This window comes from Sorangium sp. So ce1335 (assembly GCF_051521615.1).
In the GTDB taxonomy this organism is placed as follows: domain Bacteria; phylum Myxococcota_A; class Polyangia; order Polyangiales; family Polyangiaceae; genus Sorangium.
Genome location: NZ_CP150363.1, coordinates 9,336,967 through 9,361,798 on the forward strand (window position 1 = coordinate 9,336,967; position 24,832 = coordinate 9,361,798).

The 24,832-nt window shown below is 69.3% G+C and carries 21 protein-coding genes and 1 pseudogene; 9 read left to right on the forward strand and 13 right to left on the reverse strand.

Translation table 11 applies throughout. The annotated features are described in order from the left end of the window. Nucleotides 1-550 precede the first annotated feature (550 nt). Complete coding sequence (locus WMF24_RS34640) at nucleotides 551-1,441, reverse strand: putative glycoside hydrolase (protein ID WP_437731724.1); 891 nt, start codon at nucleotides 1,439-1,441, stop codon at nucleotides 551-553. Between the two features lie 156 nt (nucleotides 1,442-1,597). Then, entirely contained in the window at nucleotides 1,598-2,485 is an 888-nt protein-coding gene (locus WMF24_RS34645) for a PfkB family carbohydrate kinase (protein WP_437731725.1), read from the reverse strand. A gap of 315 nt (nucleotides 2,486-2,800) precedes the next feature. Here WMF24_RS34645 and WMF24_RS34650 point away from each other — a divergent pair, with 315 nt between their 5' ends. The 3 genes from WMF24_RS34650 (at nucleotide 2,801) to WMF24_RS34660 (ending at nucleotide 5,912) form a co-directional block, all read left to right on the forward strand. Beyond that, nucleotides 2,801-3,508: a hypothetical protein gene (locus WMF24_RS34650; RefSeq protein ID WP_437731726.1), complete on the forward strand. Its 708-nt coding sequence runs from the start codon at nucleotides 2,801-2,803 to the stop codon at nucleotides 3,506-3,508. An 81-nt stretch (nucleotides 3,509-3,589) separates the two neighbouring features. Continuing rightward, complete coding sequence (locus WMF24_RS34655; RefSeq protein WP_437731727.1) at nucleotides 3,590-4,819, forward strand: methyltransferase domain-containing protein; 1,230 nt, start codon at nucleotides 3,590-3,592, stop codon at nucleotides 4,817-4,819. A gap of 13 nt (nucleotides 4,820-4,832) precedes the next feature. Then, entirely contained in the window at nucleotides 4,833-5,912 is a 1,080-nt protein-coding gene (locus WMF24_RS34660; RefSeq protein WP_437731728.1) for an NAD-dependent epimerase/dehydratase family protein, read from the forward strand. Between the two features lie 221 nt (nucleotides 5,913-6,133). Here the strand turns inward: WMF24_RS34660 and trxA are convergent, their stop codons facing one another. Beyond that, nucleotides 6,134-6,451 carry a thioredoxin gene (gene trxA, locus WMF24_RS34665; RefSeq protein WP_437731729.1) on the reverse strand — a complete coding sequence of 106 codons (318 nt, stop codon included), beginning with the start codon at nucleotides 6,449-6,451 and terminating at the stop codon, nucleotides 6,134-6,136. Between the two features lie 199 nt (nucleotides 6,452-6,650). Here trxA and WMF24_RS34670 point away from each other — a divergent pair, with 199 nt between their 5' ends. Continuing rightward, nucleotides 6,651-7,169, forward strand: coding sequence for a peptidylprolyl isomerase (locus WMF24_RS34670; protein WP_437731730.1), 519 nt, complete (start codon nucleotides 6,651-6,653; stop codon nucleotides 7,167-7,169). A gap of 149 nt (nucleotides 7,170-7,318) precedes the next feature. On the opposite strand, the gene WMF24_RS34675 is transcribed toward WMF24_RS34670, so the two are convergent. Continuing rightward, entirely contained in the window at nucleotides 7,319-8,599 is a 1,281-nt protein-coding gene (locus WMF24_RS34675; protein WP_437731731.1) for an RICIN domain-containing protein, read from the reverse strand. 958 nt (nucleotides 8,600-9,557) lie between these two features. Here WMF24_RS34675 and WMF24_RS34680 point away from each other — a divergent pair. Both WMF24_RS34680 and WMF24_RS34685 read left to right on the forward strand, forming a co-directional pair. After that, nucleotides 9,558-10,538, forward strand: coding sequence for a sugar ABC transporter substrate-binding protein (locus WMF24_RS34680; protein ID WP_437731732.1), 981 nt, complete (start codon nucleotides 9,558-9,560; stop codon nucleotides 10,536-10,538). Nucleotides 10,539-11,094: 556 nt separating this feature from the next. After that, nucleotides 11,095-12,279, forward strand: coding sequence for a serine hydrolase domain-containing protein (locus tag WMF24_RS34685; protein WP_437731733.1), 1,185 nt, complete (start codon nucleotides 11,095-11,097; stop codon nucleotides 12,277-12,279). 34 nt (nucleotides 12,280-12,313) lie between these two features. On the opposite strand, the gene WMF24_RS34690 is transcribed toward WMF24_RS34685, so the two are convergent. Next, nucleotides 12,314-12,769, reverse strand: a complete 456-nt coding sequence (locus WMF24_RS34690; protein WP_437731734.1) for a GFA family protein — start codon at nucleotides 12,767-12,769, stop codon at nucleotides 12,314-12,316. 74 nt (nucleotides 12,770-12,843) lie between these two features. Between WMF24_RS34690 and WMF24_RS34695 the strand changes: the two are divergent. Further along, nucleotides 12,844-13,101, forward strand: a pseudogene (locus WMF24_RS34695) (helix-turn-helix transcriptional regulator); the annotation flags it as partial. 53 nt (nucleotides 13,102-13,154) lie between these two features. On the opposite strand, the gene WMF24_RS34700 reads toward WMF24_RS34695, so the two are convergent. The 8 genes from WMF24_RS34700 to WMF24_RS34735 all read right to left on the reverse strand — a co-directional run bounded on the left by WMF24_RS34700 (nucleotide 13,155) and on the right by WMF24_RS34735 (nucleotide 22,927). Then, a complete protein-coding gene (locus WMF24_RS34700) occupies nucleotides 13,155-13,844 on the reverse strand; it encodes a hypothetical protein (RefSeq protein ID WP_437731735.1) in 690 nt (229 codons plus the stop codon). Between the two features lie 506 nt (nucleotides 13,845-14,350). Beyond that, nucleotides 14,351-14,980, reverse strand: a complete 630-nt coding sequence (locus WMF24_RS34705; protein ID WP_437731736.1) for a class I SAM-dependent methyltransferase — start codon at nucleotides 14,978-14,980, stop codon at nucleotides 14,351-14,353. A gap of 14 nt (nucleotides 14,981-14,994) precedes the next feature. Beyond that, nucleotides 14,995-15,948 (reverse strand): LysR family transcriptional regulator, encoded by a 954-nt coding sequence (locus WMF24_RS34710; protein WP_437731737.1) that lies wholly within the window; start codon nucleotides 15,946-15,948, stop codon nucleotides 14,995-14,997. 246 nt (nucleotides 15,949-16,194) lie between these two features. Then, a complete protein-coding gene (locus WMF24_RS34715; protein ID WP_437731738.1) occupies nucleotides 16,195-18,093 on the reverse strand; it encodes a carbohydrate binding domain-containing protein in 1,899 nt (632 codons plus the stop codon). Nucleotides 18,094-18,866: 773 nt separating this feature from the next. After that, entirely contained in the window at nucleotides 18,867-20,270 is a 1,404-nt protein-coding gene (locus tag WMF24_RS34720) for a serpin family protein (RefSeq protein ID WP_437731739.1), read from the reverse strand. Between the two features lie 117 nt (nucleotides 20,271-20,387). Further along, nucleotides 20,388-20,720: a hypothetical protein gene (locus WMF24_RS34725; RefSeq protein ID WP_437731740.1), complete on the reverse strand. Its 333-nt coding sequence runs from the start codon at nucleotides 20,718-20,720 to the stop codon at nucleotides 20,388-20,390. 169 nt (nucleotides 20,721-20,889) lie between these two features. Next, a complete protein-coding gene (locus tag WMF24_RS34730) occupies nucleotides 20,890-22,233 on the reverse strand; it encodes a cellulose binding domain-containing protein (RefSeq protein WP_437731741.1) in 1,344 nt (447 codons plus the stop codon). A 367-nt stretch (nucleotides 22,234-22,600) separates the two neighbouring features. Continuing rightward, nucleotides 22,601-22,927, reverse strand: a complete 327-nt coding sequence (locus WMF24_RS34735; protein WP_437731742.1) for a hypothetical protein — start codon at nucleotides 22,925-22,927, stop codon at nucleotides 22,601-22,603. A 115-nt stretch (nucleotides 22,928-23,042) separates the two neighbouring features. On the opposite strand from WMF24_RS34735, the gene WMF24_RS34740 reads away from it, so the two are divergent. Together WMF24_RS34740 and WMF24_RS34745 are read left to right on the forward strand one after the other, a co-directional pair. After that, nucleotides 23,043-23,375, forward strand: coding sequence for a hypothetical protein (locus WMF24_RS34740; protein WP_437731743.1), 333 nt, complete (start codon nucleotides 23,043-23,045; stop codon nucleotides 23,373-23,375). Next, nucleotides 23,375-24,805 carry an ABC transporter substrate-binding protein gene (locus WMF24_RS34745; RefSeq protein ID WP_437731744.1) on the forward strand — a complete coding sequence of 477 codons (1,431 nt, stop codon included), beginning with the start codon at nucleotides 23,375-23,377 and terminating at the stop codon, nucleotides 24,803-24,805. Before WMF24_RS34740 ends, WMF24_RS34745 begins: the two co-directional genes overlap by 1 nt. Nucleotides 24,806-24,832 lie beyond the last annotated feature (27 nt).

Sequence of the window (24,832 nt, forward strand, 5' to 3'; positions counted from 1 at the left end):
AAGAAGCGGTGCCACGGCCCTCCGCCATCCTCGCGCGCGACCAGGTCGAGAGGAACCGCAAAGCATCATCCAGGTGGAGTTTTCCATTGCAGCTTCGCACGCGCGCGGGCTGGCCGAGGTCGACGCGTTCAAGCACAGGGGGCGTCGGTGGGCGATTCGTCGGCGTCGCGCCCCGGCCGCTCCCCTGGATGTCGACACAGGCGCCGATCCTTCAGAGGTTCGTCGCCCGTCGGAGCGGTCGATCATGCGCAGGGGTCCTCAACCTGGGTCGGTCAGGGGTCCTACCTACAGGGTCCCCAACCCGGGTCTGGACAGCCCGGGCCTTCAACCTGGGTCGGGTCAACCTGGGTCGGTCTGCCCCGGGGCCTTCAACCTGGGTCGGGTCAACCTGGGTCGGTCTGCCCCGGGGCCTTCAACCTGGGTCGGGTCAACCTGGGTCGGTCTGCCCCGGGGCCTTCAACCTGGGTCGGGGCAACCTGGGTCGGTCTGCCCCGGGGCCTTCAACCTGGGTCGGGTCATCCGGGTCAGGGTCGGGTCAACCTGGGTCGGGTCATCCGGGTCGGACCGCCCACGCGGCCGCGAACGCGCCCTCCTCGTAGTGGCTGCGGGGGTTCCACGCGGCGTATCCGGCGCACCCCGCGTCCTCGATCGCGCGGATCTGCTCCCGGACATGCCACGGCGTGTACTTGTACCGCCTCATCGGACGCGAGCTGTCCAGATCGAACGCCTGGATCCAGCTCCGCAGCAGCGCCCTCCGTCCCGGCAGCTCAGCCACCCTGCCCCAGCCCGCCGACAGCGACGCATGGAGGGTCTCGTACGGGTGATGCGCCGGGTTCGCGAGCCCGAAGCTGCCGGGCTCCCAGTGCGACGGGTACGGCATCGGCATCACGTAGTCGAACAGCTCCGCCGCGTCCTCGATCCGCTGCCCCACGACAGCCTGAGGCCCGAGGAGCGCGATCCCGAAAATGTCTGCCGAGATCGGACGCGACGCCGCGTCGCCGACCTCCGCGCGAAGGAACTCGAAGAACGCGCGGATCGTCGGCGCCCGCTCCCGGACGGGCGTCCGCGACCGCGGCTCCCGCGCCGCCCCGTAGCGCACGTAATCGTAGTTCACCTCGTCGAACCCGGCGTCGAGCGCCCGCAGCGAGATCTCCGCGATCTCCCGCCAACGCGCCTCCGACCCGGGATCGTACCACCCCCCTGGCCCGCCCTTGAACGCCACGACCCTGGCGATGAGGTAAATGCCCGCTTCGCGGAGGACCCCGAGCTGGGCCCTTGTCGCCTCGTCGCGCTCGTGGAGGAGCGCTCCTCCGTTCGATCGCACATCGATGACCAGGGAATTCAGCTCCGTCCGCTGGACCAGCGCCGCGAGTCGATTCATCCGGTCCGCGTCCCTCGCCGCCGTGAAGTTCACGTAAACCGCCTTGGTGACCGTGGTCATGCAGTTCCCCCTCCGACGACGGAAGAGCACATCACCGGCCACCCGGAACCGCGCGCACCGGAGCACCACGCTGGTCCCCGCCGACGCACACCGCCCTCGCGCTCTCCTCCCCTCTCCCCGCTTACCGCTTCGCCGGAGCCACGTCCCTCCCGCGCATCACGGCTCCTCCGGCGCCGCCTCGAACGGGTGCTCCTGCATGTACGCCAGGATCGTCGCGCGGCCTGGAATCCCGCCCATACCCGCCAGCTCGACCCCGAACGAGGCCGCCACGTTGGCGAAGCGCGCCGACTGGACCGGATCGCCGGTCTCCTGGAGCCGGATCATGAACGCCGTCGCGAACACGTCGCCCGCGCCCGTCGGATCCACCTCCTCGGCCGGACGAGGAGGGATCCTTGTCTTCGCGATCGCCCCGCGCCCTCGACACCGGTACAGCGTGCTCCCATCGCAGGACTCGGTGACGATCACCAGCGGCACGTGCTCGAAGAACGGATCGAGGCGGCTCGGGTCGTGCTCGATGTCCTCCTGCGACAGCACGACGGCGTCCAGGCAAGGGAGGATCCCGCCCGTGTCGTCCCACCGCTTGCTGTACACGCGCCCCGCGCCGTCCCACCGCCGCATCCACCCCTGCGGCGCGGCGACGACGAGCGTCGCGTCGTCGAACAGGCCCGCCACGTCAGGGCCGATCTCGCCGACGACGGGACCGAGCAGCACCGCCCGCGGCCGGCGCAGGCGGCCCTCGATATCGCTCGACGCGATCGGCGGCGCCTGCGCATGGCAGTACTGGACCCGCCCCTGCTCGGTGTAGACGTTCGCGAACGCCGTTGTGACCGGCGACGGCAGCACAAGCACCTCCGCCTCCGCCGGCAGCGCCGACAGATCGGTCGACGGCGCGGCGCGCGTGACCACCGTCGGCGCGCGGCCGAGCCGCGCCGCCGTGACGGCCCCGAAGCTGACCGCGCCGCCCAGGCGGTAGTCGCTCCGCGGATCGGCGCTCAGCAGATCCCGGGTGACATGCCCGATGAGCAGGATATCCGGGTCACCCATCGCCTCGAATCCCCCAGGCGAGCGATCGTAGCACCCCCGCGATCCTCGATCGAAACACCGCCCCGAGGCAGCCCGCTCGGCCGCGACAGCCGCTCCGCGGGGCCGCGCCTTCCGGCTGGATCCCCCTCCAGCGCCCCGGGCCGGCGGCAGGTGCGCTGCGCACGGCGCCCGGGTAGGATGCACGCATGGCGACCGCCGGCAGGAGCGAGCGCGAGCGCGAGGCGGCCCCCCGGTGGCGCGCGCTGGCCGGACACGACGTCGGCGAGGCGCGGCGCTGCCGCGTCCGTCGCCCGGGCCGCCGGCAGGAGGCCGCGCGTGGCCGCTGACGCGATCCACGAGGCCCTGATGAACGAGCCGAAGGAGCACCTCGCGCAGATGCTCCTGCTCGCCGCCCACGTGCTCACCGAGGCGATGGAGACGCCGCGCGCGTGCGACGCGCTCTACGTCATGGCCCACGTCCCCGAGACCGAGGACAGCCTGCTCCGCGGCGCGGTCGCGCTCTGGGAGGAGCTCGCGCGCGCGCCGAAGATCGTGATCTGCGCCGACGGGCCCGCCTCGGGCTTCGCCGGCGGAGCGTCCTGGCACCGGAAGCTCCGCGACGATCTCGGGGTCCCGGGCGGCTCCATCGTCCTCGTCGGGGGAGCGCAGTACCAGGGCGACGACAGCAAGCCAGCGCTCAACTCGGCGACCGAGGCCCCCCCGGTGATCCGGTGGTGTCGCGAGCACGGCGTGGCTCACCTGACGGTCGTCGCCCATCACTTCCACGTCCTCCGCGCGTACCTCGGCTTCGTCACCGCCGGCGGCGATGCGGCGGGCCTCCAGATCGCGCCGTATGCCGTGGCCGCCCTCGCCCGCGACGGGCGGCACACGCACTCGCAGGGGACGCTCACAAGCACGCTGCCCGAGCTCGTCGAGAGCGAGATCGCCAAGTGCTTCGCCTACCGGAACCTCGCGCGGCCGGGCGAGGCGCGGGCGATCACGATGAACCGTTACCGCCGCGCGCCCCTTCGTAAAGACATATGACGAATCGGCCGCCTCCGCCGGAACACCGGTCGGAGGCGGGCGCTTCTGCCGCAAGGCCGGCCGTGGTAGCGGCAAGGGCTCATGCTGACGGAGAAGCGCCGCTGCCGCCTCTGCGAGGGCCCGCGCCTGGAGACGTTCCTCGATCTCGGGGAGCAGCCGCCGGCGAACGCGTTCCTCCGCGAGGAGGACTTCGCGTCCGAGCGCCGCTTCCCGCTCTCGGTCGCGCGCTGCGCCGACTGCGGGTTCGTCCAGCTCCGGCACGCCGTGGATCCCGATCTCCTGTTTCGCGAGTACGTCTATGTCTCCTCGACCTCTCCCTCGTTCGTGCGCCACTTCGAGCGGTACGCCCGGGCGATGGATGAGCGGCTCGGGCTCGCCGGCGCTGTCGCGCTCGACATCGGCAGCAACGACGGCGTCCTGGTGAGGCCGCTGCGGGCGCTCGGCGCCGAGGCCTACGGCGTGGACCCGGCCGTCGCGATCGCCGGGCGGGCGACGGCGCAGGGGGCGCCGACCGTCGTCGGGTATTTCACCGAGGCGTTCGCGCGGCGCTTCGCGGAGGAGCACGGGAAGGCGAAGCTCATCACGGCCAACAACGTCTTCGCGCACATCGACGATCTCGACGACGTCGCGCGCGGCGTGAAGGCGCTCCTCCGGGAAGACGGCCTCTTCGTCGTCGAGGCGCCGTATCTCGTCGACTTCCTCGAGCAGCGGCTCTTCGATACCGTCTACCACGAGCACCTGTCCTATCTCTCCGTCGCGCCCCTCGCCCCGTTCTTCGAGCGGTTCGGGCTCGCGCTCGTCGACGTCGGGCACGAGCCGGTCCACGGCGGGTCGCTGCGCCTGTTCGTCGCCCACGCAGGCGCCCGCGCCGCGGCGCCGAGCGTCGCGGAGCGCGTCGCGCGCGAGCGGGCGGCGGGGCTCGACGACATGGCGACGTTCCGGCGGTTCGCCGGCGCGGTCGAGGAGAACAGGCGCGCGCTCGTCGAGCTCCTCTCCTCGCTGCGCGCGGCGGGCAAGCGCGTCGCCGGGTACGGCGCCCCCGCCAAGGGCAACACGCTCCTCAACCACTTCGGTATCGGCCCCGCAACGCTCGACTATATCGTCGACGACAACCCGCTCAAGCAGGGCCTCTACACGCCGGGCATGCACATCCCGGTCGTGTCCGCCCGGGAGATCGAGCGGCGGCGGCCGGACCATCTGCTCATCCTGGCCTGGAACTTCGCGCAGCCCGTGATGGAGGGCCAGCGCGCGTTCGCGGAGAGCGGCGGTAAGTTCATCGTCCCGGTTCCGGCGCCGACCATCATCGGCTAGGAGGGCGAGCGGCATGGAGCGCCTCATCGAGGACGAGCTGCGGAGTCTTGCGGGCCTGCTGGGCGACGCCGCGGGCCGGCTCGAGGGGAAGACGGTGCTCGTCACCGGCGCGGCCGGCTTCCTCGGCGGCTACATCGTCGGCGTCCTCCAGGAGCTCAACCGGAGCAGGTTCGCGCGGCCGGCGACCATCGTGGCGCTCGACAACCTCATCACCGGAACCAAGGACAGCGGCTTCTTCGATCTCGACGACCCGAACCTCGTCTTCGATACGCACGACGTGACGACGCCCTACCCGCGCGGCGTCGAGCCCGACTTCATCCTTCACGGCGCCGGGATCGCGTCTCCGGTCTACTACGCGAGGTACCCGCTCGAGACGATCACCGTGGCGGTCGACGGCATCCGGAACGTCCTCGACCTCGCGCGCCGCACGCGGCCCGAGGCGGTGCTCTATTTCAGCTCGAGCGAGATCTACGGAGATCCACACCCCGAGTTCATCCCGACGCCGGAGGACTACCCGGGTCGCGTCTCGCCCACGGGGCTCCGCGCCTGCTACGACGAGTCGAAGCGCCTCGGCGAGACGCTCGCGATGGTCTATCACCGCCAGTACGGCGTCCCGGTGAAGGTCGTCCGCCCGTTCAACGTCTACGGTCCGGGGATGCGGCGCGACGACTCCCGCGTCCTCCCGAGCTTCCTGAACGCCGCGCTCGACAGGAGGCCCATCGAGATCCACCGCGGTGGGACGCAGACGCGCACGTTCTGCTACGCGACGGACGGGGTGAACGGCTTCCTGCGCGTGCTGCTGCTCGGCCACCCGGGCGAGGTCTACAACATCGGCTCCGACGCCGAGGAGATCTCGATGCGCGACCTGGCGACGAAGGTCGAGCAGGCCGTCGGCGAGCCGCTCGACATCGCGCTCGCGGGCTACCCCGAGGGGTACCCGGTCGGCGACCCGAACCGCCGTTGCCCGGACATCACCAAGGCGCGCAGGGAGCTCGGGTACGCGCCCACGGTGCCCCTCGCGGAGGGGCTCCCGCGCATGCTCGCCTGGTACCGGCTCCTGCGGAAGGCCGAGCCGGCCAGCGGCGCGCGCTGAGGCCGCCCCGGCGGGCGGACCTGCTCGCGGCGGCGGACCTGCCCGCGGCGGCGGCGCGCGCGGTCGACCGCGACGCCCGGGCGCGCGCGGTCGACCGCGACGCCCAGGCGCGCGCGGTCGAGCACGACGCCCAGGCGCGCGCGGTCGAGCACGACGCCCAGGCGCGCGCGGTCGACCGCGACGCCCGGGCGCCGCGGCCCGGAGCGATCAGAGGCGCTCGCTCACAGGCCGAGCTGCTTGATGATCTTGTCGCGCGGCACGAGGCCGATGACCTGACCTACCTTCTCGCCGCCCTTGAAGAGGATCAACGTGGGGACGCTCCTGATGGTGAATCGCTGCGCGGACTTCGGCGCGGCGTCGATGTCCACCGTGAACACCTTGAGCTTGCCCGCATAATCCTTCGCGATGCCCTCGACGATGGGGGCGAGCTGCCTGCACGGCCCGCACCAGGTGGCGCCGAAGTCCACGAGCACCGGCTCGCCGGAGCTCTTGATCGCCTCATCGAACGTCGAATCATCGAGTGAAGGGAGGTTTGCCATGGGGTCCTTCTAGCACGCGCCCCGGCGCGGCCGCCACGGGCCGCGGCAGGGGGGGCGCGCCGCCGGCAGAGGCCGCTCCACGAGCGGGTCCTCGAGGGGCGCGCCACCGCGCGCGGCGCGCGTCGCCCAGGGCGGCCCCGCACGAGGCGCCTCGCCGGCCCTTGCCGCCAGCCTGCGCCTTCACCTACCCTGCTCGCCCATGGCCAACCCGACCGCGCTCCTCGAGACCTCCCTGGGCAACATCAAGATCGAGCTCTACCTCGACAAGATGCCCGTCACCGCCGGAAACTTCCTGAAGCTCGCGAAGAGCGGGTTTTACGACGGGCTGCACTTCCACCGCGTCATCGACGGCTTCATGCTCCAGTTCGGCTGTCCGCACAGCCGCGATCCGAAGAGCCGGCTGGCGGGCACGGGCGACGGGCCCGACGGCTGCATCAAGGACGAGCACCCGGCGAACGCCAGGCTCTCGAACGAGCCCGGCACGCTCTCCATGGCCAACACGGGCGCCCCGAACAGCGGCTCGTGCCAGTTCTTCATCAACACGGTCCACAACGCCTACCTCGACTTTTTCACGCCCGGCCCGTCGAAGCACCCCGTGTTCGGCCGCGTGATCGAGGGCATGGACGTCGTTCACAAGATCGAGAAGGCGCCCACCGACGGAAGCGATCGGCCCGTCACCCCGATCCGCATGAACCGCGTCGTCGTGCAGGACGCCTGAGCCGCGCGGCCGCGCGGCCCCAGCTCGAAGCTGACGCCCGGAGCGCCCCGGAGCGCTCCGGCGGCGCGCCGGAGACGCCGCCGCAACCGACCGCTCGCCGCGCCCGGGCTCCCCGACCGCGGCCGCAGTCCTGGCGGCGCGCGACCCTTCTACTGCAACACGAGATCGAAGCGCAGGCGCGCTTCATCACAACCGTCGTGAAAGATCAGGCTGGTTCCTTCGGCCGGGGTGGCCGATCCGCCTTGCGGGTGAACGCAGCGGCCGGTCTCGCTGTTTTGCAGGCTCCCACCGGACGTCACGTCGAAAGCGAGGCGTGCTTCGGGACCGCAGTAGTTGTTGAGGATCAGGCCAACGTTGTTGTAGGCGGTCCCTTGATTCGGGTGAACACAAAGCCCGCTCGGAACATGCTTGAGCAAGCCGCTGGGCAGAACCCTGAAAGAAGAGGCGAGCGTGCTGCAGCTGCTTGACAGCACCAGCGGCGTGTCGTTGGCCGGCATCGTGGCACCACCTTGCGGGAGGAAACATTTATCGCTGGTGTTCTGCACGATCTTGTACTCGTCCACCGCGGAGTTCAACGCGTAATCTCTCGGCGTCATCTCGGCGAACGCGCGCGGACCGAAGCCGCGGTAGGTGTCATCGGAGGCGATGACGGTCCCCAGCCAGTAGTCGCGGTACCAGTGCAGCCACGAACGGCCGGGGATGCCGGGGTTGGTGTAACGATTCGGCGCAGATCCCCCATCCAGCAGCCCTTCGGGGAGCGGGATCCCCAGCTCTTCGTAGAACCCATCGAGGCCGTGCATGGGCTCATGGATGAACACCTCCACAGGCTCGCTGTCGACGGCGGACAGCCATTGCGAGGCGACCGTGTTCTTCCCGTTCACCGTCGTCCAAAGGGTGTAGTTCGATGCGTAGCTGCTCCCCGGGCCCCACCCCCAGCCCCCCGGCTTGCTGTCACCGGGCGAGAAGAACACCTGCACCGTGTCGTACTGGCCTCGGGGCACGAAGTCCTGCACGTCTTGCTGAAGGTGGATGGCCTCCGGCAAATAATTATCATTACCCGAGCCCGACAACGACGTGATGGGATCGCTCGAGAGCCCGATTTCAAGCTCATCATCGCCGGCGCTCGTCGGTTCGACGCGCACGCCGTGCACGTCGAACTCCGCAGTGCCCTGTGTATCCCGCAGCTCCACCGTGTTGTTGCCGGCCTGCAGCGTCACCGGGAACGGGCCGAGCTCCTTCCCGCTCGGTCGCGGGCTCTCCGTGGCGGTGGAGCTGATGACGGAGATCTGGCTGCCGTTCAACCAGAGGCTCATCGCCCTGGTCTGCGACAGCACCGCGATCTTCACATAGAGGTCCGCAGCGCCGCCGGCGCCGCCGGCCACGCTCCAGGAAAATCCGGTATTGTCATTGAGGTCGACGCCCCAGCTCACGTTCGTGCAGTTCGCGCTGACGCTCGAGCCGCCACTCGCGTCACCTGGCTGAGGCCGAGGGCGACCTACCGAGGTCATCGGCCGCCCTCGCCCCTCGCGTGAACGACCCAGGTCGATCATCGAGGTGACGCGCCGGCTCATCTGCTCCGGCATGGCACGAGCGTGTCCGCGCCCACCCGATCTGGATGACGAGTGAGGCGACGCACATGGGATCTTCGATGCGAATCTCCTGATTGTGGGGTTGCTGCCGAGGACATGTCCGCAAGGCGGTGACGTGGTGCGCGGGAGGCGCACCGAGGGCAGCGCGGCTCAGGGTGCCGGCGAGCGAGGCGACCACGGCCGCCCGAGGCGACGGCTCGGTCGCGGCGAGCTGCCCAGGCCCGGAGCTCGACCGCTGGGCCGGGTTAGGCTCCCGACCGGACCTCTGGCTGACGGAGAGCGGCGTCACGGGCACCCTCGCAGCGCTGAGCCTGCCGATCCGCCGAGCGAGGCCGGAGCGTGGCCGCCGTGGCGTGGTGGAATGCGATGAGAGGCGCGGTGGGTCTATCGCGTACCCGTCGCCATGCCGGTCCATTCCGGCGCACCGACGTTCACTTGATACCTTCTCCCGCCGAGCGGGATCCATCGTGGGCTGCGAGCGCGCATGGCGATTGTGTCCTGCGTCGCGTCGGTATCACGGAAGTCGCCGTTTCTTTTCATACAGGGTGAATCGCTGTCACGTCTCTTGACAGCTCGCTCGTCGGCGGCGTATCCCTGACGATCAGGCGTACACCGTCGGCCGCAACCGACCGCGCTACGGGCGAGGAGGGGTCTCATGGAGATGATGGGGCGATGTCGGATGGCGGTCATCGGGCTCACACTGATGACAGCGGCGTGCGGAGCGAGCGACCGCGCCGACGAAGGCGAGAAGGTTGCGTTCCTCATACGAGCGCCGACTCCGGCGAACGAGTTCACTCCGATGCAGCTCGAGGCGACGATCGACAACCTGGTCGCCGAGATGAACAAGAACCCGATCGAGCCGATGCACATCGCGATCCTGCTGAAGAACATCTCCGGCTTCTTTGCGCCGATCGCCACGGGGGCGAATCGGGCGATGAGTGAGCTCGGGGTCACGGGGAACGTGTTCGGGCCCGCCGGGAACAACGACAATGAAGGGCAGGTCATCCAGGCCGAGCAGATCAGGGAGATGGTGGCGATCGGCGCCGAAGGGATCGGCGTCGCGCCCTTCGGCGAAGCCCAGCAGGAGGCCATCGCGGAGGCCGTCGCGGAGGGGGTCCACGTGGTCACGCTCGACACCGACGTGGCGACCGACAAGCGCGCGCTGTACGTCGGGACCCTCAACCGGGCTGCCGGTGCCACGGCGGCGGAGACCCTGCTCGCGCATCTGCCCCCGCCGCCAGGCACGGTGATGATCCACGGCCACGGCATCGGGGGGTGGGTTGACGGGATCGAGCGGACGCAGGGGGCCCAGGAGGTGCTCGAGGGCGCCGGTTACAACGTCGTGGTGGCTCAAGCTTTCTTCGACAGCGAGGACCAGGTCGATATCGACTGGATGAAGTTCCTGTTCGAGCGGGCGGATCCGCCCGTCGTGGGCATGGCCGGCCTGTTCGACATCTCGTACAGGTGCGCGATGCTCGCGGAGCTCGTGGGCAAGCCGGAGCTCCCCATCGTCGCGTTCGACTTCGACCCGGCGACCGTCGAGTACATGCGGCAGGGGCGCATCAAGGCCACCCACACCCAGCGGCAGTATTACGAGGGCTACCTCGCTCCCTATATCATCTACGGCATCAAGATCATCGGCCTCGACGCGACCAAGCAGATCCTCTCCCCCCTGATGATGGACGACTCGAGCCGGGTGAACACCGGCGTCGACGTGGTCCCGGGAGACAAGGTCGACGAATATTACGCGTTCCTCCACAAGATCGGCGCGAGCCAGTAGCGGCGGGGCCGTCCAGCGACGCGAGCCTCGGGTCATGAGGCGACAACTTCTCTGACACGGGGGGATCCAGGGGGGGCGATCCGTCGTCACGCTCTCCCCAGCTCCCGGAGGGTTGCGCCTCGGCGCACCCGAGACGTGGCCGAGAGACGCTACCAGGCGGCGAGACGAGCGGGCCGCGGACGCCCTGACGAAATTACCTGAAGGATCGCGCCCGGTGCCGGCATCAAGTCCCGTGAGCTGCCCGGATCCGGGCGGCGAGCGGCTCCTCGTCGGCCTCCTCCGTGGCTGCGCGGGGTGGTGTCGCGCCCGCGCATCCGGGCGATGCGGGGCTGCGCGCATCTGCCATCGGCACGCGAGCTGCTCGGAGCGCCGGGGCGACGCCTCCAGGGCGCCCGGTGTGACGCGGGAGCCCCCGGCAGATGGACCGGCTCGCATCGCAGGCCGCCACAGGCACCCGCAGCGGCACGACGCGGGCCGCCAATCAGCGCGATGGTGCGACGTCGACGAAATCGCGAGACCCATTGAACGGAACCAGGTCGAGAGGGAACACACGGACATGACACTCAACAGGTTCTCGATTCCGCTCTTCTGCATGACGTCGCTCATCCTGGGTTGCCCGAGCAGCACGCCCGAGGAGAGCGACACGACCCTCGAGGAGCGCGACACGACCTACGACGAGCTGCTCCAGGAAGGGGTGGACAAGCTTCGAGCCAGCGGGATCGTCGCCGTGCACGCGGAGATGCTCGACGGCGACCGACGGATCCTCGCCCGCAGCGGCGTGGCGCAGCTCGGCGACGACCAGCCCGTCGACTTTGACAGCTACTTCCGCATGGGCAGCAACACCAAGACGTTCGTCGCCGTCGTGGTGCTGCAGCTCGCCGGGGAAGGAGCGCTGTCGCTGGACGACACGGTCGAGACGTGGCTCCCCGGCGTCGTGTCGGGCAACGGCAATGACGGCTCGCGGATCACGATCCGCCAGCTGCTCCAGCACACGAGCGGCCTCTACAACTACACCGGTGCGGTGGCCGCGCTGAACTCCGCCGACGAGTACATGCAGCATCGGCTCGACGTCATGGCACCGGAGGCTCTCGTGGCCCTCGCCATGGAACAAAAGCCGTATTTCGATCCGGGGATGGAGTGGGCCTACTGCAACACGAACTACCTGCTCGCCGGGATGATCATCGAGCGTGCCACCGGAAATCACTGGCGCGAGGAGGTCGAGGCGCGCATCCTCGATCCGCTCGGCCTCGACCGCACGTTCGAGCCGGGCGACGAGACGGATCTGCCTGCCCCGCACGCCGTGGCATACCAGCAGTTCGAGGTCGGCCGGCCGCTCACCGACGTCACGATTGCGCACCAGAGCATGGCCGGCGCCGCCGGCTCCCTCGTCACGACCACCGCGGACCTCGCGAAGTTCTGGCGGGCGCTGAGCGAAGGCTCGCTGCTCGAGCCGGAGCAGATGGCGGAGCTCCACGACACGATCCCGGCGCCGGCCCTCGACCCGATCGCGCCTGGCATCGGTTATGGCCTCGGGATCGCGTGGATCCCGACCAGCTGCGGCGGAGGATACTGGAGCCACCCCGGCGACACGCTCGGCTACGCGACCCGGAACGCCGTGAGCGACGACGGCTCGCGCGTCGTCGTGATGTCGCTGTCGACGTCGACCAACGACGTCGACGCCAGTTACGCCACGATCGTCGACACCTTCAAGATCATCGATCAGCTCATGTGCGCCGATTGAGCGGCGGGTGTCAAGATAGGTGTCCGTTGATTCCTCAAGCCCCCTTTGCGGCGGAGAACGGATCCACGTACGTCGTGCCGCCGATCCGCTCCCACGTGTTGTGGAGCCCGTCGACGTACACCACCGGGACACCGGTGAGGTCCGCGTCGTCGAGGCAGTTCAGGTTCACGGAGCAGTAATCGCCGCCGAGCATCGGGAGGTGGCCGTGCCCGAACACGCGGACGCCGCAGGTCTTGCAGAACCGGGCATGGCCGGCCTCCGATCGCGAGTGGTCGCCGAGGACCTCCTCGCCGGCGAGCAGACGGAAGGCGCTCGGCTTCACGATGATGCCCCACCACCTCGTCTTCGCGCAGATCGTGCAGTTGCACTGCGCCGTCCCGGCGCTCGGGTCGAAGTCGGCCTCGAAGCGGACGGCGCGGCAAGCGCAGCTGCCCTTGTAGGTCCGGGGGCCGGGGGTCGTCGTGGCGTGCTCGGAAGCCGCATTGCTCATGGGCGGTAGCTCCAGGGATGGGGGCGGGACGCCTTGGGACGCCCCGCCCGAGGGATGAGAGGAAGCTACACCGGATTGCGGACAGATTCGGTCCGCAAGGAGAGAGGTGGTACGTTGTCCAGACCTCCGCGCGGCTGCTGAAGCTGCCGTCGCTGCTGCAATCCCGGCGCCTCTGGACGGGCGCGGAGCTGGCCCGCGAGCTCGAGATCACCGAGCGCAGCGTCCGGCGCGACGTGGACCGGCTCCGGAGCCTCGGGTACCCCGTCCACGCGGCCACCGGCATCCGCGATGGATACCAGCTCGGCGCCGGGAATGCGGGCGAGACGCCTCCTGAAGAGATGGCATCTGCCGGCGGCGAAGCGCGCGCCGTGAGCAAGCCGCCACGTCAGGTCCAGTTGCAGCCATCGAGCGAATCCGCGTCCGTGGTGGTCTGGACTTCGACCTGAGAGCAGTCGACCGGCTCGTAGAAGTCGAACCCCTCGCCTGGCGGCGAGTCAACGCACTTGCCGCACGCGAACCCGTCCGGGAAGCTGTCGGACCAGCCGAGGCCCTCGCCGGAGGCGTCGCGCCAGATGACCGCGTGTCGCGGGCTCACCCCGAGCAGCGTTATATCGACCGTTTCGGGGTCGAGCTTGCCCTCGGGCAGCTGGCTGCCCGGCGGAAGGAGCGCGACGATGCCGACGCCGACGCCGCTCCGGTTGATCGCCACGCGCGGCGGCGCCGACCCGAGGCCGACGGTGAACGTCGCGCCGGAGACGCTCCCCTTGCCGAAGCTGACGGCGTAGTCGGGGCTGCTTGAGCTCACCGGCCAGATGACGACCACCTTGGCGTCCTCCGGGACCGTCTCTCCGGTGATCAGCCCGGTGAACGTGAATCCCCCCGTCCCGCCGCCTCCCTCCCCGCTGCTGCCGCCTCCCTCCCCGCTGCTGCCGCCTCCCTCCCCGCTGCTGCTGCCGCCTCCCTCCCCGCTGCTGCCGCCCGAACCTTCCTGCGTGTCATCGGAGCATGCGGGCAAAGCCAACATCATCCCAAGCAACCCTGCGAACAACCATCGTGTGCCGTTCATCTCCGCCATGGCGCGTAGGCAAATCAAGCCGGAGCGCGCAGGCAAGTCAAGCCGGAGCGCAGCGCGAGGAAATGCAGCGCAGCAAACCGACAGGATGGGGCCGCGAGCGTCGTGATGGCTCGGTCCTGGGTCGAAAGAGCGTGGCCCGGGCGGCGCCGCGCGCGCCAGGGGGCGCATCGGCGTGCCGTGGGCACACGTGTCCGTCCGCAACGCAGCAGCGCCTCCCTCGCCGCGGCATGGTGCGCACCGGCGCGCGTCGCTGCGTGCAAGGTGAAGCCATCGAGCGCAGCGCACAGCGGCTTGTCGTACGCGAGCGCGCTCGGAGAAGACGGCGAGAGCCCGCGGAGCCATTGCGGACCGGCGGGCGGCTCTCGTCCCGAGACGGCGGAGGCACAGAGCGCGGCCTCGGGCTCGTCGTCCTCCTCGACGTCGTGCTCGCTCTCGAGATGCAAGCGTCTACGTGTGGCGAAAACGCCGGCTTTCCGGTCATGTGGCCGCACAGGCCGCGCGCCGCGCTACCCCGGCTTCTTCGCCACGACGAACGCAACCATCCCTCCAGCACCAACCTCCCTCTCCTCGATCTCGACGAACCCTACCTCGCGCATCTCGCGGAGGATCGTCTCGCGATCGTAGACATGGACGACCGGCGCCTTCCCGAACCAGCGCAGCACCGTGATGATCGCGCCGTAAGGTACCCAGGTGCTGCCGAGGCAGACGTTGGACGAGATGAACGAGCCGCCGGGCTTGAGGAGATCGAAGATTGTCTCGAGGGTGCGCCTCCGATCGGGGACGAGGTGGAGAATGGAGTAAGCCCAGGCGCTGTCGAAGTGCTCGGGCTCATACGGAGCACGTCCGTCGAGCGTGCCCTGGCGAAAGGTGACGTTGGTCACGCCTTGGACCTGCTTCTTCTGGTTGGCGATGCGGATCATCTCGGACGAGATGTCCATCGCGTGGATGTGGCCAGCGAACGGCGACATCTCCAGGGCGAGCGAGCCGGTGCCGCAGCCGATCTCGAGGACTGTCGAGCCCGGGCGCAGGTGCTCGCGGGTGATGGCCTTCTTCCGCTCGAAGGCCGTGACGTTCCCCACCGGCTTGGCGGCGTACTTCTCGGCGATGCCGTCCCAGAACTTGGCGTCGGTGCTCATCGTGGTCGACGATTCTATGCACGCGGCGCGTCTGCGCCCGGTGCAAGTTCGTGACGCACGGGCGCAGTTTCGCGCCACCCCTCGGCCTCGCCGCGGAACAGCGCTGCGCGCTCTGCCATCGCCGCGGTGATGCGCTCGCGCGCGGCCCGCAGGCGCGCGTTGTCCCGGAGGTCGCGGTGGCTGAGGAGCCAGAAGTCGGCGACGTAGCGCAGGTCCGGCTTCGCGAGGCGCTGGAGCCCTGGCTCCGGATCGCCGGCGTACGTCGGTAGCATCACGAGGCCGAGGCCCGCGTGTGCGGCCTCCATCATGATCGCCATCGACTCGAACGTGCCCCAGATCGGAACCTCGGGATAGCTCGACGACGCGACGAGCTCCTCGACGGTCTTGCGCAGGTTGAATCCGATCCAGCGCGCGGGGCGCGCGCCGCGCTCGGGGTCGAGCTGGGCAGCGTGCGCGGTCGCGACGTAGTTGCAGAGGGTGATGGGGACGAGCCGCCGCCCGATCAGGTGCTCCGGCGGGGACGCGCTCGGGAGGAGCGCGCGCACCGCGATGTCGGCCTCGCGCTTCGACAGATCCAGGTTCTTGGCATCGGCATCCAGCTCGAGCTCGATGCCGGGATGCTGCTCGCAGAGGCCGGCCAGGGCGCGGAGGAGGATCCTCGCGATGAAGGGGTCGGTGCAGGTCACCCGCACGGGCCCCTCGAGCCGCGCGTCTTGCCCGGCGAGGCCGCGCTCCAGCGCGGCCATCTCCCGCTCGACGCGCTCCGCCCCCGAGACCATCTCGTCGCCCGCGTCCGTCAGCAGGTACCCATCGCGGTGCCGGTCGAACAGCTTCACGCCGAGCCGCGTCTCGAGGGCCTCGACCCGCCGCGCCACGGTCGAGTGGCTCACGCCGAGCATCGAGCCCGCCGCGCGAACGGAGCCCGTCCGGGCGAGGGCGAGAAAATGGCGCACGTCATCCCAGTCCACGATGCCCGCCAGCATACCCCTCGCGGGTGCGCGCGACAGGTGCAGACACGAGCCGCCGTGACCGAAGAGCCCCGCCAGAGAGACCGGCCGATGGCGAACGATCGCCGGAAACAGCAGCGATTCTCACGCCTTGCGCCTGCGTCGCCGCCGAGGGCGGCTCCGGTGTGGCCGAGCGGGGCGCCCGCCAGGCCAGCTACCGCGACATGCAGCGGGACATGCCGGCGCGCTGGCCGTGGCGGCCCAAGATCACTGCGTCAGACGGACGAGCTTCACGCTATCCACGGTGACGGCCGCGGTCCCCGCGTTGCCGACGTTGAAGTCGAGGAGCGCCGCGGAATCCTGCGGGACGTTCGGGAGCTCGAACGAGTAGGTGACCCATTCGGGGCCCGCCGCCGCGGTCACGCGACCGTAGCTCGTCCAGTTGTTGTCGCTGTTGCCGTTGCGCCCCAGGTTCACCACGAACGTGCGCACGTCGTCCGCCTTGGCGCGGAACGTCAGCAGGTAGCGCCCCGCCTGCGGCAAGTTGACCGTGGTGCGAGCCTGGATGTGCCACATGTCGGAGCCGGGCTGCTGCACGTTGATGCGCATCTGGCGGCCGGTGAAATCCGCCCACGTCGAGCCACCGTTCCAGTTGAGGAGCTGCCAGCCGCTGCTGCTCTGGCTCCCCGTGAGCGCGGTGTTGGTCACATTGTCGAAGGAGCAGTTCGTCACGAGGTTCAGAGGATCTCGGCAATTGTCGATCAGGCTGACCTTCTCGTGGATCACGCCGCCCAGCAGGTTCGAGAAGGCGCGCCAGCCGAGCACCAGGTCATCACCTACGAGGCCGATGGGATCGATGCCGCCGTACCCATCGTAGGGGCTGTTGACGCTCTTGTAGAAGTCGCGAATCAGACCGGTTTCGTATGCCCACTGCCCCGACGCGGCGTCGCGCTTGTAGATCGAAAGGCCCTCGGCTCCACTGCTGACCGTGCTGGCCAGCGTGTCGCCGTCGAGCGCCAGATGAACGTGAGGGTAGGCGGTTTGCAACGATTGATGCGCAGAGAGCGTTCCGTCGGCCGCCACCCGGTAAAACGAGATGTGCTGCTGCGGCATGACGTTGTTGACGAGGAATGTCGCGCCGGACGTGACGGCCAGGTTCCCGGAGGCCATGGCGAGGCTTCGGCCGAAGGCGCCGGTCGAGAAGTGGCCGTACGCGCCGGCCACGGAGCTCCAGGTGGTGGTGCTGGCATTCCTGCGGAAGATGCGGACCGAGCCGAGCTCGACCCCGGCCTGGCCACCATCGGACCACGGCGATCCGACCGCGACCAGGTCGCCGTCGATCGCGACCGCAGCGCCGGTGAAGCGCTCGTCCGGCTCGTCGAGCGAATGCTCGGGGATCCACTCGTCGTTCGAGGTGTCGTAGCGGTAGATCTCGACCACGCTGTGTCGCCTGTAGCCGATCACGAGGTAGTCGTCGGACAGGGCGAGCGCGATGTCTTTGAAGCTGATGTTCGCGGGGTAGGTGAGCGGGATGCGGGTGAGCGCGCGGCTGATGTTCTGGCCATTCTCGCGCACCGCGTCGTGGCAGTTCCGCTGACCGTTGACCAGGGGGCACTGCGCCCATGAGCCGTTGATCTTCCGGGCGATGAACACCGAGTTCGCCAGCGGAGAGGAGGAGTTCGGGCCTCGCGTCGCGAACGCAAGGACGTTGTTCGAGATGGCGAGCTGGCTCCCGGCCTGGAGGTCGTGCTGGTCGACCCCCGGGAACTGGTAAACGCGCTCGGGCGTGGTGCTCGTCCCGTTCATCAAGTAGACGGCGCCCTGCATCGTGCTGGGGAACGTGGGCTCTGCCTCCCCGCTGATCTTCACGTGCTCCTGAAGCGCGCCCACCAGCGTGAAGGTCCCTTTCCGTGCCATCGTCGTCCCGGCTTCGGGGTACGCCGTGTTGCCGTGCGGGGTCGGCTTGCCGACGACCACGCCCGCCGACGCCTGCGCGGCGACGAGACCGACACAACCAGCGAGCGCGCCAGCCAGACTTCTGAGCTTCATCTTCCTGGAAACCAACGTCATGAACCAACCTTCTTCTTTGAAATGAGGAGAGCGCCGGCTCAGGGCGCACGAGCAGCGTGCACCGCGACTCCAGGCTGAGTCGATCCTCTCCGTCACGACATCGTCAATCGCCGCGTCGCACCGACGGGGATGCAAGTAAACAAGCGTGATCCTGCAAGCGGCCGGCGGCGTGCCATCCGGGCAGCGCCAGCTTCGATGCAGGCGGAACAGTGTTCGATGCGAGCGCGACCGTCAAGCTCCGGTGAATGAAAACTGATCGACTGGATCTGGCGTCCACCTGTGAAGAGAGGCCCGTTCGTGCCGAGCGCGCGACACGCTCTTCGGGGGGCGCTGCGAGCGCCTCGATTGGACATCTGTCAACTCGCGTTCACGGCCGGCGCGGCGCGATGCACGGAGGCGTGCGCCGATCGAGGCGAGCTCGCATGCCGTGGGAGCGGCGACGCGTCGGCCGATCGCCGCTTGCGCTGCTCGGCGGGTGAACGACGGACGCGGGCGCCGCAGGCCGGGCTCGGATGGCGCCGGCTTCGCCGATCGCGGCAGGACAGGTCACAACGTATCGAAATCGCACGGGATTTCCGCTGGGAGCTCCGCGGCCGGCGCTCGCGGCGGCCGCGGAGCGTCCGGCTCGGGTATCCCCGCCGGACCTCTGGCGGCGGAGGAGGCGGCGGAGCCAGGCGCGCAGCGCCGCGAGCCCGGCCTCGTCGACCACCTCGGTGCCGCGGGGCGGCATTTATCTATGCATCGAAGGGGCCACCTGAGCGAAGCAGCCTGCGGGAGCGCTGCCGGCCCCGGAGGAGCGCTCGCGCGCCTCCCAGTCGGCCGCCGCGGCGGCGTGCGGCGCGCTCGGGTCCGCCAGGGCGCGCCGGTCCTCAGGGCGCGGTCGGGTCGTTGACGCGTCCCGCGAAGAGGAGCGCCCCCGTCGGCACGTCGCGGACGAAGAAGAAGAACGGGCGGTCCAGGACGATCGCCGCAGGATCGGGGAAGGTACCCGAGCCCGTGGAATTGACGATGACCCCGGTCGACCCCGCGGCCTCGGTCCCGTCCTCGTCCACGTCGATGACCGCCTTGTGGACGACGTCGTGAATCCAGATCTCTCCGCCCGCGAGGAGCCCGGAGAAATCGGCGCCTGGGCCGAACGCGACCTCCATGCCGAGCCCCCTGAGCGCTTCCTTGAGAGAGAAGGACGAGCCGAACGAGAACTTCGGCATCGTGATGTCGACCGGCCGCTCCTCCGTCGAAGCGATGATCGCCTCGAGCGCCGCGCCGTCGAGCGACTCCTCGAACGCGTCCGCGGTCCCCTCGTCGGGCAGCACGAGGAACATCGACACGGGGGCACCCCCATACATCATCTGCACCGCTTCCCAGCCGTCGCCGGCGCCGTAGCTCGCCTGCTGCCTGCCGCTCATCATCTGGGCGGTGACGCTCGTGCCGTCGCCGCGCCGGAACGTCCCCGGCTTCGTCGCGTCCTTCGAGAACCGCGTGCTCCACGCGGCGTCGAAGTAGATGGCGTTGACGAGCACGGCCACCGTCTCCGCCGTCACGTTGCCATCGAGGAGCGTCGGGATCTTGCCCTCCGTCCTGTCGCTCACCCACGCGTTGATGAGTCCCTCAGCCTCCTTCGGGGCGGCGGCGAAATCGGCGAGCCGCACGTGCGCTCCATAGTTCTCGCTGAGCACATTCAAGAACGACCTCTCGATCGGGAGGCCGATCTGCGACCAGATCGAGTTGGCCGTGTGGAGCCGGAAGCCGCCTCCCTCGGACGGGCTCTGGCCCTCGGTGAACCTGTTGAGATGGCGGTCCACGTGGTTGAACGCCGGATGCAACCGCTCCTGGGGGAGCTCGAAGCGCATCGTCGCTGCCATCGCCTGCTCCGTCGCTGTCCGCGCGCCCGCGTAGGTCATCGCGAGCGCCGTCGAGATGCTGAATGGCGAGTAGATGACGTTCTCCGTCGAGCTATGGAGCGCGCGGCCGAGGTCGAGCGCGAAGCTCGCGTTGTTGCGCGAGAGCGACGCCTGATCGTCCGCCGAGACGTCCGGATCCTCGATTCGCGTCGCGTCCGAGGGCAGAACGCAGCCGGGCTTCACCTCGAAGCACTCGACCGGCGCCTCGGTCGAGCCGCCCCCGCCCTGGCCCGAGCCGCCCCCGCCCTGGCCCGAGCCGCCCCCGCCCTGGTCCGAGCCGCCCCCGCCTGTGCCCCCGCCCTGGCCCGATCCGCCTCCGCCTGTGCCCCCGCCCGGGCCCGAGCTGCACCCCACCAGAGCTGACATGAGCATGACCATCAAGCAAGTTGTCGTTCGCATGAGGCCAGGGCTGAGCAACCTGCGTGCCACAGCGCCTCCGCGCGAAAATCACGTCATCGCACCCCGGATGTGCCATGTGAAGCTGATGAATCAGACCAAGCTGTGCCACACTGAGTCGCAGCGGCGAGGATGCCGACTCCCTCCGAGGAGCTGAAGAGGCCGGCGCGCGCGATCGCCTGCCGGCGCTCGCTTCTCTTCGTTGTCGAGGCACGTCGTATCCACAGGAGCCTCGGGATCCGCGATGAACTTGGCCATCAGCTGCGTGCCGCAGGGCGCCGCGTCGGCCGTCTTCACGGGGGACTCGAACGTGACCACGTGCGGGCTCCAGGGCACCGCCACGAACGTCGGGTGGGCCGCGGTCAGCCTGTCGGCCGCGAGCTCCGCCAGGCCGATGGGCGTCTGCGGGTCGAGCAGGCCGTTCATCGCCCGGATGGGCACGGAGGCGCGCGGCCATTCGTTCCAGAACGGGTCGTGCGGATCTCGCGTCCCGGCTCCGGGCCGGCAAACTCGCCGTAGGAGGCTGCGCCGGTCCGTGCCGGGACGAGTGATCGTCGAGCATTCCGCTGCGCGGAGCGGAGATGCTTCACGGCGCTCAGGGCGTGGTGACGGTTGGCGTGTAGTTTGTGCCGGTCTTGTTCGCGCAGAAGCCGAACGAGGTCGTGGCTCCGGGCGCGAGGTTCGCATTCCAACTCAGCGGAGTGATCTGATACTGACCGGCGGAAGCCGCCTGAAAGTTCGCGCTGTGGCTGCTCGTCAGCGCGGATTGATTCATCGCGAGCGACACGGACCAAGTGGAGATCGCAGTCGCGCCGCCGTTGTGAACCGCGACGTCCGCGCAATAGCCCGTGTTCCAATTGCTGGTCACGGTGAGCGTCGCGGTCCACGGCGTCGTGCTCGCGCCGCACGGGATCTGGCTCGTCGACCAGGACGTGTTCGGCTCGATGAAACACAGGTTCCAGGTCGAAGGCGGGCCGTTGAAGTCCGTCTCGCTCGGCGGCAAAAGGCTCGTCACGCCGTCATGAACGAGGCTCGTGTCGATGAAGCCGAGCTGCGGGAACGGCTGATCCTCGAGCGGAGAAAAGTTTTCGACGATCGGGCCCCACCAGCCGCAGCCGGTCACACTGCAGTCTTGTTGCGGACCCGTGAACGCGTGCACGTACTCGAGATCCCACTGACTCGTGCAATAATTCCAGAACAAAACGCGGTTCTCCCAGCCGCTCGCGGTGGAGACGGTGGAGTTGGCGTAGTACAGCGTCTCGTGGTCCACGCCGGCGCCGTCCGCCATTTGCGTGAGCTGGCAGGTGTTGTCGCTGAATGGTCGCGTCCAGATCCAGGAGGGCACGGTCTGACCGCCCGCGCACGGATCGGTCGCCGAGCACGACCAGTCGAAAATGCCGATGTGATGCACGCTGGCCTCGCGGTACCAGCCGACGACCTCGACGGTTTTTTCCGTGCGATTCGTGGCCGTCGTGAACAAGTCCGCCGGTACGTCGAAGCCGAGACCCTCCGGATACACGATCATGTGTGTGTAGAGCGTCGATGATTCGGTCACGGGCAGCGCGCCGCTCTTGTAACTCACGCCCGCGCCGAGCCCGCCCGGCACGTGGTCGGGGACGCTCGCCTGCGAGCGCGCCGCGCTCGGCGCGCCGCCCGCCGTGCCGCGCAGCGCCTTGAGATTCGGCGGCAGCCGCTCCGGCCTGCGCGCGGCGGCACGCTGCGCTTCGGCGCGGCGATCGGCGATCGGCGCGCACTGCTGCGTCTCCGGATTCTGCAGCAAACCGGCTGCGCAATGCCCGCCGCCTGCGAGCGCATGCGCCTCCGAGACGACGCCCGCCTCGCCGGATGCGTCCGCGCCGCACGCGAGGAGAACCAGTGGTGCCGCGAGGTACAATGAAGAAGAAAAGGCCGACATCATCGAATCCGTGACTCGTTGCATCGTCGCTCCTACTTCGGTCGACACACACGTTTGGGTGAGCTCACGCGCAGTGAGCAGGTCAACCGAACCCGGGTTGTTCGTTTCAGACTCTCAGCACCATCAGCGCCTCGGCGCGCAGGCAAACCAAGCCGGATCGCAACGCGTAGGCAAATCAAGCCGGATCGCAGCGCGAGGAAGTGCAGCGCAGCAAGCCGAAAGGGTGGGACCGCGAGCGGCTCGCAGGCTGCGCATTCATGGCTCACCGGAGGGCGTGATTCCAATGAATCGGCATCATAAACTCCATGCAATCGATTCATCTCGCCATGAGCGACCCGGAACGTGCCGCGGCGGCGCGCCCGAGGGGCCGCGTGCCTCCCGGCGCCTCCGGTCAGGCCGGGACGCCGACTCGGCCCCTCTCGTCCCGCCGCGCCGCCGGGTCGTCGCCCGCGAAGACGATCGTGAAGACGACGAACGCGGCCCACACCGCCAGGTGGGCGCGCCGGGGGCGAGCACGCTGGCCGAGATCGAGGCGCGGCAGGCGAAGCAGCGCTGACATCATGGCCATCATAGGGTCACCCGACGGGGTGTTCCGACACACCTGGCCGAGATCGGCAACGCTGATGGTGAGGTCAAGCTCAAGAGCGGTCAACAGGAGCTGTACGAAAACATCGTCAATCGGTGGATTCGGTAAGTCCAGCGATCGAGCGAGCGGCATCCCCGGCGCCTTTCGGCTCGACCCCCTCGCCGCCGCTCTGAAGGACCACGCCTCCTCTGGGTGGGCGCAGCGGTGCGTTGGCTCACGGACGAATGGCGGCGCTCCCCGGCGCGTGATGCGCGCTCCGAGAACGGGGCTCGTCCTCCTCGCCCGCGGCGGCAGCGAGCACGGCCGGCTCCTCGGCACCGTGACCGTCACCGCCAAGATGGACACCCACCGCACGCTGGCCTTGCTGCGGGTCGCTCGCCTCTGGTACGGTCCAAACATCGCAGTGCGGGGACGGAACGGAGACAAGCACGGCGCCGAGGGGGCGCTCGGTCGCCCGTACCTTCTGCGGGCGCGCGCGTCGCGCGCCGTCGGAGCGCGCCGGGGCGGTGCGCTCTCCGCCGCGCTCCACGACAGGCCGACTCGCCCCCACGCGGCCCGCGCCCCGGTCGTGAGCGGCTGATGCACGCCGGGCTACGCAGACGGCTGTTCCTCGCCACGGCGGGCGCGCTGGGCCTCGGGCTCGCCGCTCACGGCGCGGCGTGCACGCGCGAGCCCGCGCCCGCGCCCCCCTCGGCGGCGACCGGCGACGACAGCCGCACATTGCGGGTCTGGTGGGCGCAAGGCTTCCTCCCCGAGGAGAACGAGGCCATCCTCACCATCCTCGATCGCTGGAAGCGCGCGGAGAACCGCGAGGCCGACGTGCGGTTCATGCCCGTGAACGAGATGGACGCCGAGCTGCTGAGGGCGCTCGACGAGGGGAAGCCGCCGGATCTCTTCCACAGCACCGTCGGCGATATGCGGATCATCCCGATCCTGGCCTGGCGAAACCAGCTCGCGGACGTGTCCGACCTCATCGAGCCGAGGAAGCACGAGTTCATCCCCACGGCGATCGAGGCGTCGTACCTGAAGAACAAGGTGACGAAGCAGCGCGGCTGTTACGCCGTGCCGTTCGGCCAGCAGCTGAGCTACATCCACTACTGGCGCGATCAGCTGGCGATCGCCGGGCTCGGCGACCAGCCCATCCCGACCGGCTGGAGCGAGTACTGGCAGTTCTGGAAGGCGGCCCAGGACCGCCTCCGGGCGCAGGGGAGAGAGGGCGTCTACGGGCTCGGGCTGTCGGTCTCGCCCATGGACGTCGACTCGTTCAACACCTTCGAGCAGTTCCTCGAGGCGTACGGCGCCCGCATCGTGAGCCCGGACGGCGCGCTGCTCCTCGACGCGCCCGGCACGAGGGACAAGATCGTCGCCGTCCTCCGGGAGTACGCCGGGTTCTTCAACGACGGCTACGTCCCGAAGGACGCGGTGGAGTGGACGAGCGCGGGCAACAACATCGGCTTCCTCGAGGGACGGCTGCTGATGACCACCAACGGCAGCCTGTCGATCCCCCTCACGCAGAAGCTCGATCCGAACGAGTACAACCTGGGCGCGAGGGAGCTCTATTACGACAAGATGGTCACCGCCGGCTGGCCGGACAGGCCGGGCGGCGGCCCGCTCCGGATGATCGTCGGCATCAAGCAGATCGTCACGTTCGAGCGCTCCAGGAACAAGGAGGCCGCGAAGAGCTTCCTCCGCTTCTTGCTGAGCCCGGAGAACATGAACCTGCTCCTCCGCGACGGCGGCAAGGGGCGTTATCTGCCGGTCACGACCAGGCTCCTGGAAGATCCGTACTGGAGCGATCCGGGGGATCCGCACCTCTCCGCGGCGCTCCGGATGGCGCTCGGGCCGACCCGCCCGGGCTACGAGGCGTACAGCGCCGCGTACACGGAGGTCCAGTTCCAGAACGTCTGGGCGAAGGCGCTCCTCAGCGTGCTGCAGAACAAGGCGTCTCCCGAGAACGCGGCCGACTGGGCGATCGCGCACATCAAGGACACGTTCGAGAAGTGGGACTGACGTCGGCCGCGCTGCGCCCGCGAGCCC